The following is a 15,219-nucleotide window of genomic DNA, read 5'->3' on the forward strand; positions in this document are numbered from 1 at the left end:
CCGCACAGGCGTGTTCGGCGGATCTCGTAGGTGTTCGTACGGGGTGCCTCGGCGACCTTGACAGTTCCGGCGCCAGTTCCTTCAATCTGACGGACAGTCAGAAATCTTCGGAGGGGGAACGGTGGCGGTGACCGAGGGCCTGTCCGTACGGCTCAAGGCCTATGAGGGGCGCGCTGCCGTCCTCGGCGGCCATGGCAAGGATCCCGTCAACTCGGCCATGATCCGGCACTGGTGCGAGGCCATGGGCGACACCAACCCCGCGTACGCCGGACCGGATGCCATCGCCCCGCCCACCATGCTGCAGGTGTGGACGATGGGCGGACTGAGCGGGCACGAGACCCGCTCGGCGGCGTACGACGAACTCCTCGCGCTGCTCGACGGCGCCGGGTACACCTCCGTCGTCGCCACCGACTGCGAGCAGGAGTATCTGCGGGCGCTGCGGCCGGGGGACGAGATCATGTTCGACTCGGTCATCGAGTCGGTGTCGGAGCGGAAGACCACCAGGCTCGGGGCGGGGTACTTCGTCACGACCCGGATGAACGTGCGGGTCGGCGAAAAGGGCGACGAACTCGTCGGCACCCATCGCTTCCGGATCCTCAAGTACGCCCCGTCCGACGCTCCCGGCAAGTACGCCCCGTCCGACGCTCCCGGCAAGCGCGCCCAGTCCGACGCTCCCGGCAAGCGCGCCCCGGCCACAGCCGCCGGCGAGCGCGAGCCCCAGCCCCAGCCCCAGGAGCAGCAGCCCCGCCGTCCCCGCCCCGTCGTCAATCGCGACAACGCCGGCTTCTGGGAAGGCGTCTCACGGCATCGACTCCTCATCCAGCGCTGCACCGACTGCGCCACGCTCCGCCACCCCTGGCTGCCGGGCTGCAACGCGTGCGGTTCGCCCGAGTGGGACACGGTCGAGGCGAGCGGCGACGGCACGGTCTACTCGTACGTCGTCATGCACCACCCGCCCTTCCCCGCCTTCGATCCGCCGTACGCCGTTGGGCTGATCGAGCTGGCGGAAGGGGCCCGGATCGTCAGCGACGTCATCGGGGTGCCGTACGACAAGGTGCGTATCGGGATGCCCGTTCGGCTCGAATTCGCGCGCTACGACGAGGAGTTGGAGCTTCCGGTGTTCCGCGCGGAAGAGGCGGCCGTGGCGGAGGAGGAGGTGGCGCGGGTATGAGGGCCGAGGCCGGGGAGGCGCTTCCGCCACTGGAGATAGAGATCACCCGCACGCTCGTCGTCGCGGCGGCCATCGCCTCGCGCGACTACCAGGACGTGCACCACGATGCGGAGCTGGCGCGGCGGCGCGGATCGCCGGACGTCTTCATGAACATCCTCACGACGAACGGGCTGGTGGGGCGGTACGTCACCGATCATTTCGGCCCGGCCGCCGTCCTCCGCAAGGTGGCCATCCGGCTCGGCGCGCCCAACTACCCGGGCGACACGATGGTGTTGACCGGCACGGTCGAGACGACCGACGGCCGCACGGCCACGGTCAGGGTCATCGGCGAGAACGGCATCGGCAGACACGTCACCGGCACGGTCACGGTCACGCTTCCGGTCGCGGCGGGAGCCGGCTCGCCTTCGGCCGACAGCGCCCCCACCCTCACGACAGGGGACGTCGAATGAGCGTACGAACCAAGGACCGGCTCGGCGGTCGGGCCGCGATCGTCGGGATCGGCGCGACCGACTTCTCCAAGAATTCGGGGCGCAGTGAGCTGCGGCTGGCCGTGGAGGCGGTGCGGGCGGCGCTCGACGACGCGGGGCTGGCGCCTGCGGACGTGGACGGGATGGTGACGTTCACGATGGACACGAACCCGGAGATCACGGTCGCGCAGGCGGCCGGCATCGGCGAGCTGTCCTTCTTCTCGCGCGTCCACTACGGCGGCGGCGCCGCGTGCGCGACCGTGCAGCAGGCCGCACTCGCGGTCGCGACGGGCGTGGCGGAGGTCGTGGTCTGCTATCGGGCGTTCAACGAGCGGTCGGGGCGGCGGTTCGGGTCGGGCGTACGGCACCGGGAGCCGTCGGCGGAGGGCGTGGCGCTGGGCTGGACGCTGCCGTTCGGGCTGCTCACGCCCGCCTCGTGGGTGGCGATGGCGGCGCAGCGCTACCTCTACGCGTACGGGCTGACCCCCGAGGCGTTCGGCCATGTGGCCGTGGTGGACCGGAAGCACGCGGCGACGAACCCGGCGGCGTACTTCCACGGCCGCCCCATCACCCTCGACGAGCACGCGGCCTCCCGCTGGATCGTCGAACCGCTGCGGCTGCTGGACTGCTGCCAGGAGACGGACGGCGGCCAGGCGCTCGTCGTGACCTCGGTGGAGCGCGCGCGGGATCTGCCGAAGCCGCCCGCCGTGGTCGTGGCGGCCGCCCAGGGCGCGGGCCGGGCGCAGCAGCAGATGACCGGCTTCTACGACAGTGATCTCACCGGGCTGCCGGAGATGGGCGTCGTCGCCCGCCAGCTCCGGCGGACCTCGGGGCTCGCCCCGGACGACATCGACGTGGGCATCCTGTACGACCACTTCACGCCGTTCGTGCTGATGCAGCTGGAGGAGTTCGGGTTCTGCGGGCCGGGGGAGGCGGCGGACTTCGTCGCCGAGGAGCGGCTGCCGCTCAACACCCACGGCGGGCAGCTCGGCGAGGCGTATCTGCACGGGATGAACGGCATCGCGGAGGCGGTACGGCAGCTGCGGGGCACCTCCGTGAACCAGGTTTCCGGCGCCGAGCGGGTGCTGGTCACCGCGGGTACCGGGGTGCCGACCTCGGGGTTGGTGCTGGGGACGGGCGGGTGAGCAATCCGGATGTGGCGGCTGAGGGGGGCTTCGGGCACCCTGGGGCCCGGTGCCGTACAACCTGGGCAGGTGCTTCTCAGGGGTACACCCTCAGTACCTGGGGGCTGTTCATCCACCTCCAGTAGGTGGGGTCTGCCCCACTCCTACAACCTGAGGGGGATTCGTCTTCGGGACCTGCGGCCGATCCGCCGGGCGGGGCCCGCTCCTAGCGTGGAGCCATGACCACACCCGTCTGCACCAGCGCTTCGAAGGCCGCTGCACCAGTGACGCGGACCCTGTCGACCCCGGCCCGATCGACCTCGACCCGGCCGAACCTGTCGAGCCTGACGAACCTGTCGTACCCGTCGTTCTCGGCGTACGTGAAGGCCCGCCAGCCAGTGCTGCTGCGGACCGCCCGGTCGTTGACCGCGAACCCGTGCGACGCCGAGGACCTGCTGCAGACCGCGCTGGCCAAGACGTACGTCGCCTGGGAGCGCATCGAGGACCACCGGGCCCTCGACGGCTATGTCCGCCGGGCACTGCTGAACACACGTACGTCCCAGTGGCGCAAGCGCAGGGTGGACGAGTTCGCGTGCGACGAGCTGCCGGAGCCCGAGGGGGCCCAGGCCGCCGACCCGGCCGAGCAGCAGGCGCTGCACGACGCGATGTGGCGGGCGATCATGAAGCTGCCGGCGCGGCAGCGGGCGATGGTCGTCCTCAGGTACTACGAGGACCTGAGCGAGGTCCAGACGGCCGAGGTCCTCGGCGTCTCGGTCGGCACGGTGAAGTCGGCGGTGTCCCGCGCACTGGGCAAACTGCGCGAGGACCCCGAGCTGGAACCCGTGCGGTAGCTCGTTCGTTGGCCTGTCATGTGGCTCCCCGCATCCGGCTCGCCGGGTCACTCTGTCTGATCGATCATCCTGCCCCTAGTGACATACCGAGCGGTATGTGAGCAGAATCAGCGCAACCGTTACCACCGCGTAGGCAGAGCCGCCCCGGGAGGACGCCGTGCTGAGCACCATGCAGGACGTACCGCTGTTGATTTCCAGGATCCTGACCCACGGGCAGGTCATCCACGGGACGTCGCAGGTGATCACCTGGACAGGCGAGGATGAGCCCGAACGCCGCTCCTTTGCCGAGATCGGCGCCCGTACCGCGCAGCTGGCCCACGCCCTGCGCGAGGACCTCGGAGTCGACGGCGACGAACGCGTCGCGACTCTCATGTGGAACAACTCGGAACACGTAGAGGCATACTTCGCGATCCCCTCCATGGGGGCCGTCCTCCACACCCTCAACCTGCGCCTGCCCCCCGAGCAGCTCGCCTGGATCGTCAACCACGCCGCCGACCGGGTGATCATCGCCAACGGTTCGCTGCTGCCCCTCCTCGCGCCGCTCCTCCCGCACCTCAAGCCGGTGGAGCACGTCGTCGTCGCCGGGCCCGGCGACCGGTCGCTGCTCGCCGGGGCGAGCGTCCAGGTGCACGAGTACGAGGACCTGATCGCCGGCAAGCCGACCACGTACGACTGGCCCGAGCTGGACGAGCGCTCCGCCGCGGCCATGTGTTACACCTCCGGCACCACCGGCGACCCCAAGGGCGTCGTCTACTCCCACCGCTCGATCTACCTGCACTCCATGCAGGTCAACATGGCCCAGTCCATGGGCCTGACGGACGCGGACCTCTCGCTCGTCGTCGTCCCGCAGTTCCACGTCAACGCCTGGGGCCTGCCGCACGCGACCTTCATGACCGGCGTCAACATGCTGATGCCGGACCGGTTCCTGCAGCCCGGCCCGCTCGCCGAGATGATCGAGACGCTGAAGCCGTCGCATGCCGCCGCCGTCCCCACCATCTGGCAGGGCCTGCTCGCGGAGCTGTCCGCCCGCCCGCGTGAGGTCGCCTCGCTCACCCAGGTCACCATCGGCGGCTCGGCCTGCCCGCCCGCCCTCATGGAGGCCTTCGACAAGCTGGGCATGCGCGTCTGCCACGCCTGGGGCATGACGGAGACCTCCCCGCTCGGCACGATCGCCCGGCCGCCGGCCGGTGTGGAGGCCGGTTCTGAGGAGGAGCTCGCCTACCGCCTCACCCAGGGCCGCTTCCCCGCCTCCGTCGAGGCCCGCCTCACCGGCCCCGGCGGTGAACGTCTCCCCTGGGACGGCGAGTCCGCCGGTGAGCTGGAGGTCCGCGGCCCCTGGATCGCGGGCGCGTACTACGGCGGCCAGGGCGCCGAACACGTCCGTCCCGACGACAAGTTCAGCGAGGACGGCTGGCTGAAGACGGGCGACGTCGGCACGATCAGCCGCGACGGCTTCCTCACCCTCACCGACCGCGCCAAGGACGTCATCAAGTCCGGCGGCGAGTGGATCTCCTCCGTCGAGCTGGAGAACGCCCTCATGGCCCACCCGGACGTCGCCGAGGCCGCCGTCGTCGCCGTACCGGACGAGAAGTGGGGCGAGCGCCCGCTCGCCACCGTCGTGCTGAAGGAGGGCTCCACCACCGACTTCGCAGCCCTCCGCTCCTTCCTCGCCGACGAGGGCCACATCGCCAAGTGGCAGCTGCCCGAGCGCTGGACGATCATCGAGTCGGTGCCGAAGACGAGCGTGGGCAAGTTCGACAAGAAGGTGCTGCGGAGGCAGTACGCGGAGGGTTCGTTGGACGTGACGCAGATCTAGGACTCGTACATATGACATGTGGGGCGGTGTTTCACGTGAAACACCGCCCCACATGCTGTTGTACGCAGGCTCAGTTCGTACCGACTCGTGCCAGCAGGTCCACGATCCGGGTCTGTACCTCGGGGCTCGTCGAGCGTTCCGCGAGGAACAGGACCGTCTCCCCCGAGGCCAGGCGCGGGAGTTCGGACTGGTCGACGGCGGCGGTGTAGACGACGAGCGGGGTGCGGTTCAACTGGCCGTTCGTCCGTAGCCAGTCGATGATTCCGGCCTGGCGGCGGTGCACCTGCAGCAGGTCCATCACCACGAGGTTCGGCCGCATCTGCGCGGCCAGCGTGACGGCGTCCGCATCCGACGCGGCCCGCGCGACCTGCATGCCACGCCGTTCCAGCGTCGCGGTCAGGGCGAGCGCGATCTCCGCGTGCTCCTCGATGAGCAGGACGCGCGGCGGGTGCTGCTCGGAGTCGCGCGGCGCGAGCGCCTTCAGCAGGATGGCCGGGTCGGCACCGTACGCCGCCTCGCGCGTCGCCTGGCCGAGTCCCGCCGTCACGAGGACGGGGACCTCGGCGGCCACGGCGGCCTGGCGCAGCGACTGGAGTGCCGTGCGGGTGATGGGACCGGTCAGCGGGTCGACGAACAGGGCGGCCGGGTAGGCGGCGATCTGGGCGTCCACGTCCTCGCGGGAGTTCACGATGACGGGCCGGTAGCCACGGTCGCTCAGCGCCTGGTGGGTCGTGACGTCCGGCGCGGGCCACACCAGCAGCCGGCGCGGATTGTCGAGCGGCTCCGGCGGCAACTCGTCGTCCATCGGCTGCGGATGCGGCCGGTCGGGCACCTCCACCGCGCCGCCGGGCCCGTCGAGCGGCTCGGGACCTTCGTCCGCGTTCTCGTCGGGCGCCCCTATGGCGTACGACCGCCCGGCACCCTCCGTACGGCCCGCCAGCCGGGACTGCCCGGCGAGGGACGGCTGCGGCGGGAGCGGGACCTGCCCGGCGAGCGAAGGCTGCGACACCTGCGCGGCTGCCTGCTGGGGCTGGACCGCCGCCTGGGCGGGGGGCGGGGTCTGGCCGGTGCCGACGCGGATGCCGGTGCCGTTGGTCAGGGTGGATTGTGGGTGGGGGCGCGCGGTGGTCTCGGGGCGGTCGCCGGTCGGCTGGGGCGGCGTCCCGAGCTTGCGGCGCCTGCCGGAACCACCGGGCTGGTTCGGGGCGGGCGTTGCTCCGGTCTGGGGCTGCGACTGTGCCTGCGCCGATGCGCCCGCCTGGGCCTGGGCCTGTGGGCCACCTTGGCGGGAGAACGGGACACCCTGGCCGAGCGTCCGCACGCTGATCGACCGTCCCTGGGTGGAGTGGGGGTCGACGGGGGTGGGAGCGGGAGCCGGGCGAGCGGTGGCGGGGGCCGCATTCGCCGGCGAGTTCTGGGCTTGGGCTTGGGCCGGGGCCGGGGCCGCGGCTTCGGCGGGCAACGGCTGCGCGGCGCGCGGCTGCTGCTGTACGGCGACCTCCGGCGGCAGCGGGGTGCCCGAGGAGGGGGTGGAGTGCGGGGGCAGCGGCGCCTGAGGAGCGGCTACGGGGATGCCGACGCCGGAGGTCTCCTGGTGGGGGTCCGGCCAGGACTGGGGCTGCGGCTGGGGCGCGCCGGGGGCCGCGGCCGCACCTTGGGCGGGCACGGGCTGCTGGGCGCCGGGCACACCTTGGGCGGGCACGGGCTGGGCGCCGCCCTGGACCGGCTGCACGGGCTGGGCGCCGCCCTGGACCGGCTGCACGCCCTGAACGGCTTGAACCCCTTGTACGCCCTGAACTCCCGATACGACGACGGACTGGCCAATGCCTCCGGCCTGCACGGGTACCTGCTGCGGGCCACCGGGGACCACTTGGGGCGGGACGGCGCCCTGCGCGGCGACGGGTTGTCCGACGACGGGTTGTCCGACGGCGGGTTGTCCGGGGGCGGCCTGGGCGGCAGCGGGTTGGGCGGCGAGAGCCTGCCCGGTGGCCGCCTGCCCAGGGAAGGCCTGCCCGGCGGCCACCTGAGCGGCGCCCCCCGGAACTCCTTGCGGGGCGACGGGCTGCGCGGCGGCGACCGCGCCCGGGACGGGCTGGCCGTAAGCCGAGACAGCGGCCTGAGCGTGAACGGGGTGCGGGCCGCCCGGGACACCCTGGGCGGGCACGGGCTGCGCGGCGGCCACCGCCGCGCCCCGCGCGGGCACCGGCTGCCCCGGTCCTCCCTGCGGGGGAATCCCCTGCGCGGGAGCGCCCTGGGCCGGCACCCCTTGCGCGGGCGCCATCGTGGCGACGCCGTCACCCTGCTGCGGAGCGGCCTGCCGTACCGCCCGGCGACGGCCCGTCGGAGTGGGCACCGGGTGCGGTTGCGGAGGTGTGTGGTCGTCGGCCGGGTTCTGGAGCGCGGCGTCATGGCGACCGTCGTCGACACCACCGGCCGGGGCACCCGACACCTGGCCCGCAGCTGCCACTTGGCCCGCACCCGGGTTCTGCCCGGCACCGGCGACTTGACCAGCGCCAAGGCCCTGCCCGGCACCGGCGGTCTGACCCGCACCCGGGCCGGTGGCCCCTCCCGGCGCTCCCGCGCCGCCCTGGGGAATCTGCTGTCCGGCCCCGGCGATCTGCTGCCCGATCCCGGCGATCTGCTGTCCGGCCCCGGTGACCTGCTGCCCGATCCCGGCGGCAGGCACCGGCCCTCCGTCGGGCACGTGCCCTCCAGGGGGAACCGGTCCTCCGGCGGCGGGGACCACGCCCCCGGCCGCGGCGACGGCCACCCCTTGGCCGCCCTCACCGTCGTACCCCTCCCCGCCCTGCACGGGCACGGTGGGCACGGCGGGGACGGCGGGGACGGGGACGGCGGTTCCGGCGGGCAGAGGCATCGGCATGGGCGCGCCGGGCGTACCCGGCCCCGCGGGCAGGGGCACCGGACCGAGTCCGGCCGCCTGCGCGTACTCGGGCCCCCGGTCGGCCTCGGCCGGCGGCAGTGCGAAGACGGGTCGCGCACCCGGCTCGGGCGCGGCGGCGGGCTCGTCCCCGCCCCCGAGGGCGCGACGACGGCGTCCGGTGGGCTGCCGGGCGCCGGCCGCCTCGCCGGAGCCGGCGTCGGCGGTCTCCTCGGTGACCGGGCTCGGCCCCGCAGGCAGCGCCGGTGGCAAAGCGTTCTGCGCGGCGGGCTCCCGGCGCGCGCGCCGCCCGCCGGGCGCGGGCACACCCTGCGGCGGCACCGTTCCGCCCAGTCCATTGGCTACGGCAGCCGCACCCGCCGCGTGCTCGGCCGCCGTGACGACCGCGCCCTCGGCGGCCACGGGCTCACCGGCGGCTTCGGCCGAGGCGACATGTCCACGCCGCCGCCCGGAACCCCCGGCGCCCTCGGCTTCGGCATCCTGTGCGGGCCCGGCGGCCTCACCGGAACCGGCCGAAGCCCCGCCCGCCGCACCAGTCGCGACCGCCGCGTCTTCCGCCCTGCGCCTGCGCCGCCCGGTCGGGGCGACAGCGGCCTCGGCCTCCAGTTCCTCGGGAGCGTCCTCGCTCTCCAGGAACGCGTCCACCGACGACCGCCGCGCACGCCGCCGCCCGCCACCACCGGCGGCCTGCTCGGGCAGGGCGACCTCGGCACCGGTGGCCACGGCACCGGAGTCGGCCTCGGCGCCCAACACAGCGGGTACCGCCGCGGCGGGCACGGCCCCGGCACCGCCACCCAGCGGCACCTCCAGCACATACGCGCTGCCGCTCATCCCGGGAACCTCGACCGTCTGGAGCACACCGCCGTGCGCCCGCACGATCCCCTGGACGATCGGCTGGTGCACCGGGTCTCCCCCGGCGTACGGCCCGCGTACCTCGATCCGTACGACCTCACCGCGCTGCGCGGCCGCCACGACGACGGTGTTGTCCAGGTAGCCGCCGACGGACATGGGCGCGTTGCCCGTCGCGTCGACACCGGCGACATCCGCGACGAGATGCGCGAGCGCGGTCGCGAGCCGCGCCTGGTCCACCTCGGCCTCGATGGGCGGCGCGTGCACGGCGAACTGCACCCGCCCCGGCCCGACCAGCTCCACGGCCCCGTCGACACCGGCCGCGACGACCGCGTCGAGCATGACGGCCGTACGCACGAGGCCCTCCTCGCCCGCGTCGATCCGCTGATAGCCGAGCACGTTGTCGATGAGCGTCGTGATCCGCGAGTACCCGGCGGTCAGGTGATGCAGCACCTGGTTGGCCTCGGGCCACAGCTGCCCGGCGTCGTCGGCGGCGAGCGTGCCCAGTTCACCGCGGAGCTGGTCGAGCGGGCCGCGCAGCGAGGTGCCCAGCACGGCGAGCAGCTGCTCGTGCCGCGCGGCCAGCGCCTCGTACCGGTCTTTCTCGCGTTCCCCGAGCGACGCGTACCGCTCGTCCCCGGCGGCGAGTTCCTCTGCGTGCTGCTCGTTCAGTTCGGCCAGCTCGGCGGCGTGCTCCTCGCGCACGCCCGCGAGTTCCTCGGCGTGCTCCTTGGCGAGCCGCTCCAGCTCCTCCGCGTGCGTCTCGGCCTCGGCGTCCTTCTCCTCGGCGAGTTTGTCGTACGGCCGCCGGTCGGTGAACGTCATCACGGCGCCTACGAGCTGATCTCCGTCGCGCACCGGCGCGGTCGTCAGGTCGACCGACACCTTTTCGCCGTTCTTCGACCACAACACCTGCCCGCGCACCCGGTGCTTGCGCCCGGACCGCAGCGTGTCCGCGAGCGGCGACTCGGTGTACGGGAAGGGGGCGCCGTCCTCGCGGGAGTGCAGCACGAGTGTGTGCAGCTCGCGTCCCCCGAGGTCACTGGCCCGATAACCCAGTATCTGGGCGGCGGCCGGATTGACGAGGACGATCCGCCCGTCCGTATCGGTCCCGACCACGCCCTCGGACGCGGCCCGCAGGATCATCTCGGTCTGCCGTTGCGAACGCGCGAGTTCGGCCTCGGTGTCGACGGTGCCCGAAAGATCCCGTACGACCAGCATGAGCAGCTCGTCATTGGCGTAGCCGTAACCGTCGTACGCCTGCTGCCCGTTCTCCAGATTCGCGCTTGTGACCTCGACCGGGAACTCGCTGCCGTCGGTCCTGCGGGCGGTCATACGGGTCGGCTTGGTCCGCCCCGTCGGGTCCATGGCGTCGGGCCGTCGCATGGAGCCCGGGATGAGCCGGGAGTCGAACTCGGGCAACAGGTCGAGCAACCCGCGCCCCACGAGGGCGGTTCCCGGCGCCTCGAAGGCCTCCAGCGCGATCGTGTTGGCGTTGACGACGGTCCCGTTGGCGTTGACCAGCACCAACGCATCGGGCAGTGCGTCCAGTATGGCTGCGAGGCGAGCAGCGCCTCGGGATGGCCTGCTGCTCACGAGACGCTTCCTCCCTGTTACCGCACCTTGCCGACCGCTGGGCCCACGGCCATCTTGCCAACCGGCCCGCAACGTGTCACGCGAGGGAGTCTACGGGCAGAGGTTGCGCTCGCGACGCCGGATGAGAGGGAGGTCGCACACCGAACATTCGGAGATGCCGTGACTGTACGGACGCTGATGCCGTGACCGTGCGTTTTGCCGCACGGCCCCGTCGGCGGCACATATGTACGGGCTGTGCGCGGGCGTCGAGGGGGCTGTCCGCGCCGCTCGTCGTATGGCTGGTTTCTCCTGTCACCCGCCCGCGTCGCATGTCGTAGCCGAGGGCTTCCTCTTCCCTCTCCCCTCCTTTCCCTTCCCATCCCTACGCGCTGAGGTCCGGCAGCACGGGCACCAGCGCGTCCCAGCGGGCGATCTCGCAGCCGTTCCCGCGGTCGAAGCGGGCGTCGACCGGCCGTCCGGCCCACGTCCCGGTGACATACGCGATGGCCGGCCCGCCGTACTGCATCGTGCACACGGTCCCGGACCGGACGGGTGCGAACGGATCCGCCCCCCACGTCGTCCGCCGGTCGAGCCGCCCACACGCCTCACGCGCGTCCGGGTGGCTGCCCCCCTGGGGATGGCACCGCAGCTCGAACGTCCCGTCCGCCCCGCCGCCGGCCTCTCGCACGGTGACGGTCAACCGGTCCCCGGAGCCAGGATCAGAGGTGGGCAGGGGCAGCGACGCCCGCGACACCGCCTCGGCGGCGTACGCGTCCGGCGCCACCGGCGCGAGCGTGCCGGCGGCCGCCGCGGCGAGCGAGGTGGCGGCACCGAGAAACAGCCGGCTCAGAGCGGCGGAGCGGCTGGGGGGCGCGGCGAGAGGGATCGGACGTGCGGCGGGGGCGGGGGACGTCGGGAGTGGTGCGGCGGGGGCATGGGCCGGAGACGTCGGGCGCGCGGCGGGAGGACTCTGCAACATGACCTGACTAACGCCACGCCCGTCCCACGGTTTCGGCGCCGCCGCGCACCGTATCCGCCCGGCCCCATCAGCCCGCCGCACCACTCCCGACGTGCCATACGGCTTTGCCCTGCGGCCTCTCCGCCTAGTACCGTGGGAGGCGATTGGTGACAGCCCACTCGGCTGTGTCATCATCTGCACGCACCACTCGCGCTCGCGCGGGCGGTTGTGCTGGAGGCGTCGCCTAGTCCGGTCTATGGCGCCGCACTGCTAATGCGGTTTGGGACTTCAATCCCATCGAGGGTTCAAATCCCTCCGCCTCCGCCACCTGACCAGGGAGTTCGGCCGAAATCGGCTGGGCTCCCTGAGTTGCTTTCAGAGCCCCGTTCAGCCCCCAGATGGCACGGTGATGGCACTAACCGCCGAAAGGCGGCTCTGGCGCGGAATGAAAGCCGAAATCCTGCGTACCGCGTCGGCCGCCATCTCCTCCGCGACGACCGCGTACACGTCCTTCGTGAAAGCCACGGACGCGTGCCCGAGCACCTCGCTTACGAACTTGTCGTCGACGCCGGCCGCGAGGAGCATCGTCGCCGCACCGTGACGCAGATCATGGAAGCGGATGGGCGGCAGTACCATCCGCAGCGCCACCTCGACCGCAGCCTCGGTCGTGCGGAACTTCCGGGCGATCCGCTCGACCGCCCACCCCTCCTTGGCCTTCGCCCGGATGTTCCCGTACCGCTCGATCAGGATCCGGAAGCGGCTCGACAGGTACTCCGGCTTCAGCTCGGAGCCGTCCTCGTAGACGTAGACCCTCCCCGAGTCCTGGTAGGCCTCGCCCCAGGCCAGACGCTCCTCAAGCCTCCGCTTGTGCCACACCTTGTGGACGCGGATCGTCTCGTCGTCGAGGGGGATCTGTCGCCAGCCGGCCTCGGTCTTGGTGTCGTCGAGTTCGTCGTCGGCCTGCGCCTGGAGGACGTGCAGCCATCCCCGTTCGAGGCTCAGGTGTTGGTCCTCCGCGCCTACCAGCTCGCTGCGACGCGGCCCGAAGTACGCGGTCAGGTGGAGCGCTGGATAGAGGCGCTCGGCGGAGGCCTCGGCGAAGTCGAGGAAGTTGCCCGTCTGCGGGGCCGTCCAGACCATGACCTTCGCCGGGACGACGCCGGTCTTCTCCCACTGCTCGACGCGCTCGACCGCCCACAGCAGTGGCTTGGCGCGGCCCTGCTTCCGCTTCCCGCCCTTCGACCGCCAGACCCCGTCACACGGGTTGTCCGGCCGGATCTTCGACAACTTCGAGGCGTCCGTGAGAGCCCCGTGCAGGACCGCGTGCACCCGCCGGATGCGGCTCTCGCCGATCGGTCGGGAGTGGACCCGCTTCCCCTCGCGGGTGGCGCGTGCGTCCTTCAGGCGCCGGAGGATCTCCGACCGGTCGCCCTGCTCCTCCGGCCGGTTGATCTTCCGCATGGCGGCGTACAGCTCGCGGAAGTGTTCGTCGGTGAGGTCGACGACCTTGATGTGTCCGAGCCCCGGCTTCCCGTACAGGTCGATCGTCTCGCGCTCGGCGTCGAGGGTGCTCTTCGCCAGGCCCTCGCCCGTCTCGGCCTCCGACTTCCGCCAGGCGTACCGGCGTTCGAGGTACTCGCCGAGCGTGGTCTTCCGCTCGTCGTGCGCCTTCGGGCTGGCGGCCGTGCCGAGCACCTTGCCCAGCTCGACCTTGCACTCGCGCTCGGTGTCGAACGGGCCGATCCGCGGTTGCCGGCGCTTCCCCTCGGCGGACGGCGGTGCCTCGTACCGGGCGTACCAACCGCCGTGCCCCTTCTTGCCGAGGTCCGGGCACTTCTTGCCGAGCAGCCTCTTCGTCTGCGGGTCCCGGCACGAGCAGGCCTTGTACGGCTTCACTCCTTCTCCCCCTCGGTGTCGTTCCCGTAGTTCTCCGGCAACGGCTCGGCAGCGCGGCGGTACACCTCGCGGACTGCGTCGTGCAGGCTGACCCGCTTGACGTCAGAGACGGTGCGGGCCAGGTCATCGAGCGTTGCGCCCTCGAACGACTCGGGTTCGATGTAGGCAGACTCAAGCCCGAGAGCCGGCGGAGTGAGCCCGAGTCCGCGCATCTGCCCGCGGATCACCTGGACTCCTTCCTCGGCGCTGCGCATCGACTCCCGCGCGTCCCGCATCCGGAGTTCGTCAACCGCGTCGGGGTCGGCCTCCGCCCGGAACTTCGTCAGCTCCGCGTCCCTGAACGTGGAGAGGATGCTCAGCAGCTTCCCGCGATTGGCCCACCACTGCGTGATCAGCCGGTCGTGATCCCGGTACAGCTGGACTGTCTGGTTGTCCTGCGTGAACTCGTCGTCGTCGGGGAGCCGGTCGCTCTCGCCCGTGAACCACTTCAGCGCGGCCCATGTGTCCGTTGGCATGCCGGGGAGGATCTCGATCTGATCCTCTCGCCCCACGGGGAAGAGCAGTTCCGATGGCGGCACCGCGAGGATCCGAGCGAACACGAGCAACTCCACCACGCTCAGTGCGGGGCGCCGGCCACCCTCGAAGTTGGCGACCACCGACCGCTTGAGCGGGAGTCCGTACTGCTCGGTGCAGATGTCCGCGAACTTCTGAACGCTGAGACCGAGCTCCAGTCGACGTCGCCGAACCTGTTGGGCCACGACCGGAATGAGCCGTGACCTCCACTCTTCTTCACCCACGTGCATCCGCCTTCACCGTCATGTCCGTTTTCTCAGATGACGATACAGCGTCGATTGACACCGCACACCCCCTCGTGCACCCTTGTCACCGTGGACAACGAACATGCCGTTATCGGCATCTCAGCCAACGCTTGCGCGGAGATGACGAGGCGCGAGTATGCGGAGCTCGCACGGGTGCACCCCGACACCGTGAAGCGGTGGGCGCGACTCGGCATCGGTCCTCGTCCCCGCCGCATCGGCCCCCGCCTGCTGCGCTACGACCGCACCGAGGTGCTGGAGTACCTCCGGAGCGGCGAGCGGCAGGGGTCGGCGTCGTGACCGCCTGGACGCGAGATGCGATCGAGGCGCTCGGCCCGACGACGGACGTGCCGACAGTGGCGTCGATCTTCGGCGTCAACAAGGACACCGTGTACGCGCAGATCCGGCGCGGCGAGTGGACCGCGACCCGAGTCCTGACGCTCGGCCGGAAGATCAAGCTCCCGACGCGTGACCTGATCGCACTTCTGTACGCCCCGGAGCCTGCTCCGCAGGTCAACCCGGCAGTGCCATCACAGTGCCATCACGTCGAGTATCAGCAGGTCGCAGCGTCCATGCCGCATACCTCATGCGGTTGTACCCCTGCCGATTCGGCGGTGATCCGCCCTCTACGGGGCGCATGAAACGACCCCTCGCGTATGCGCCGGTGATTCCAGCACCGACGACCGCGAGGGGCCTCGACGCAGAACCCGTTCAACGACGAACCCCGGGTCATCGCTCGCCAGCAATCCCGGGGTCACGTCCTCGCAGAAAGGCACACGCCTGTGGACAGCTTCGCAT

At 71.8% G+C, this 15,219-nt stretch carries 11 protein-coding genes and 1 tRNA gene; 8 read left to right on the plus strand and 4 right to left on the minus strand.

The window, feature by feature from the left end; translation table 11 throughout:
- Positions 1-121 precede the first annotated feature (121 nt).
- The 5 genes from ACFU53_RS15755 to ACFU53_RS15775 all read left to right on the plus strand — a co-directional run bounded on the left by ACFU53_RS15755 (position 122) and on the right by ACFU53_RS15775 (position 5,429).
- A complete protein-coding gene (locus ACFU53_RS15755) occupies positions 122-1,171 on the plus strand; it encodes a bifunctional MaoC family dehydratase N-terminal/OB-fold nucleic acid binding domain-containing protein (RefSeq protein WP_383991544.1) in 1,050 nt (349 codons plus the stop codon).
- Positions 1,168-1,620 (plus strand): MaoC family dehydratase, encoded by a 453-nt coding sequence (locus tag ACFU53_RS15760; RefSeq protein WP_383991547.1) that lies wholly within the window; start codon positions 1,168-1,170, stop codon positions 1,618-1,620. Before ACFU53_RS15755 ends, ACFU53_RS15760 begins: the two co-directional genes overlap by 4 nt.
- Positions 1,617-2,783, plus strand: coding sequence for a lipid-transfer protein (locus ACFU53_RS15765; RefSeq protein ID WP_383991549.1), 1,167 nt, complete (start codon positions 1,617-1,619; stop codon positions 2,781-2,783). Before ACFU53_RS15760 ends, ACFU53_RS15765 begins: the two co-directional genes overlap by 4 nt.
- 218 nt (positions 2,784-3,001) lie before the next feature.
- Positions 3,002-3,613 carry a SigE family RNA polymerase sigma factor gene (locus ACFU53_RS15770; protein ID WP_383991552.1) on the plus strand — a complete coding sequence of 204 codons (612 nt, stop codon included), beginning with the start codon at positions 3,002-3,004 and terminating at the stop codon, positions 3,611-3,613.
- A gap of 157 nt (positions 3,614-3,770) precedes the next feature.
- On the plus strand, positions 3,771-5,429 hold the full coding sequence (locus ACFU53_RS15775; RefSeq protein WP_383991555.1) for a long-chain fatty acid--CoA ligase: 1,659 nt from the start codon (positions 3,771-3,773) through the stop codon (positions 5,427-5,429).
- 70 nt (positions 5,430-5,499) lie between these two features.
- On the opposite strand, the gene ACFU53_RS15780 is transcribed toward ACFU53_RS15775, so the two are convergent.
- Positions 5,500-10,773: a PAS domain-containing protein gene (locus tag ACFU53_RS15780; protein ID WP_383991558.1), complete on the minus strand. Its 5,274-nt coding sequence runs from the start codon at positions 10,771-10,773 to the stop codon at positions 5,500-5,502.
- Between the two features lie 361 nt (positions 10,774-11,134).
- Complete coding sequence (locus ACFU53_RS15785) at positions 11,135-11,731, minus strand: SSI family serine proteinase inhibitor (protein WP_383991560.1); 597 nt, start codon at positions 11,729-11,731, stop codon at positions 11,135-11,137.
- A gap of 212 nt (positions 11,732-11,943) precedes the next feature.
- Between ACFU53_RS15785 and ACFU53_RS15790 the strand changes: the two genes are divergently transcribed.
- Positions 11,944-12,037 (plus strand) — tRNA-Ser (locus ACFU53_RS15790).
- A 60-nt stretch (positions 12,038-12,097) separates the two neighbouring features.
- On the opposite strand, the gene ACFU53_RS15795 is transcribed toward ACFU53_RS15790, so the two are convergent.
- Positions 12,098-13,606: a tyrosine-type recombinase/integrase gene (locus ACFU53_RS15795; RefSeq protein WP_383991563.1), complete on the minus strand. Its 1,509-nt coding sequence runs from the start codon at positions 13,604-13,606 to the stop codon at positions 12,098-12,100.
- Positions 13,603-14,364, minus strand: a complete 762-nt coding sequence (locus ACFU53_RS15800; protein WP_383991566.1) for a helix-turn-helix domain-containing protein — start codon at positions 14,362-14,364, stop codon at positions 13,603-13,605. The genes ACFU53_RS15795 and ACFU53_RS15800 overlap by 4 nt, the downstream gene beginning before the upstream one ends.
- Positions 14,365-14,544: 180 nt before the next feature.
- Here ACFU53_RS15800 and ACFU53_RS15805 point away from each other — a divergent pair, with 180 nt between their 5' ends.
- Together ACFU53_RS15805 and ACFU53_RS15810 are read left to right on the plus strand one after the other, a co-directional pair.
- Positions 14,545-14,721, plus strand: coding sequence for a helix-turn-helix transcriptional regulator (locus ACFU53_RS15805; RefSeq protein WP_383991569.1), 177 nt, complete (start codon positions 14,545-14,547; stop codon positions 14,719-14,721).
- The gene (locus tag ACFU53_RS15810; protein ID WP_383991572.1) at positions 14,718-15,062 is read left to right on the plus strand and encodes a helix-turn-helix domain-containing protein; all 345 of its coding nucleotides are present in this window, start codon (positions 14,718-14,720) and stop codon (positions 15,060-15,062) included. Before ACFU53_RS15805 ends, ACFU53_RS15810 begins: the two co-directional genes overlap by 4 nt.
- Positions 15,063-15,219: the final 157 nt, after the last annotated feature.

The organism is Streptomyces sp. NPDC057474, assembly GCF_042802555.1.
Classification (GTDB): Bacteria; Actinomycetota; Actinomycetes; order Streptomycetales; family Streptomycetaceae; genus Streptomyces.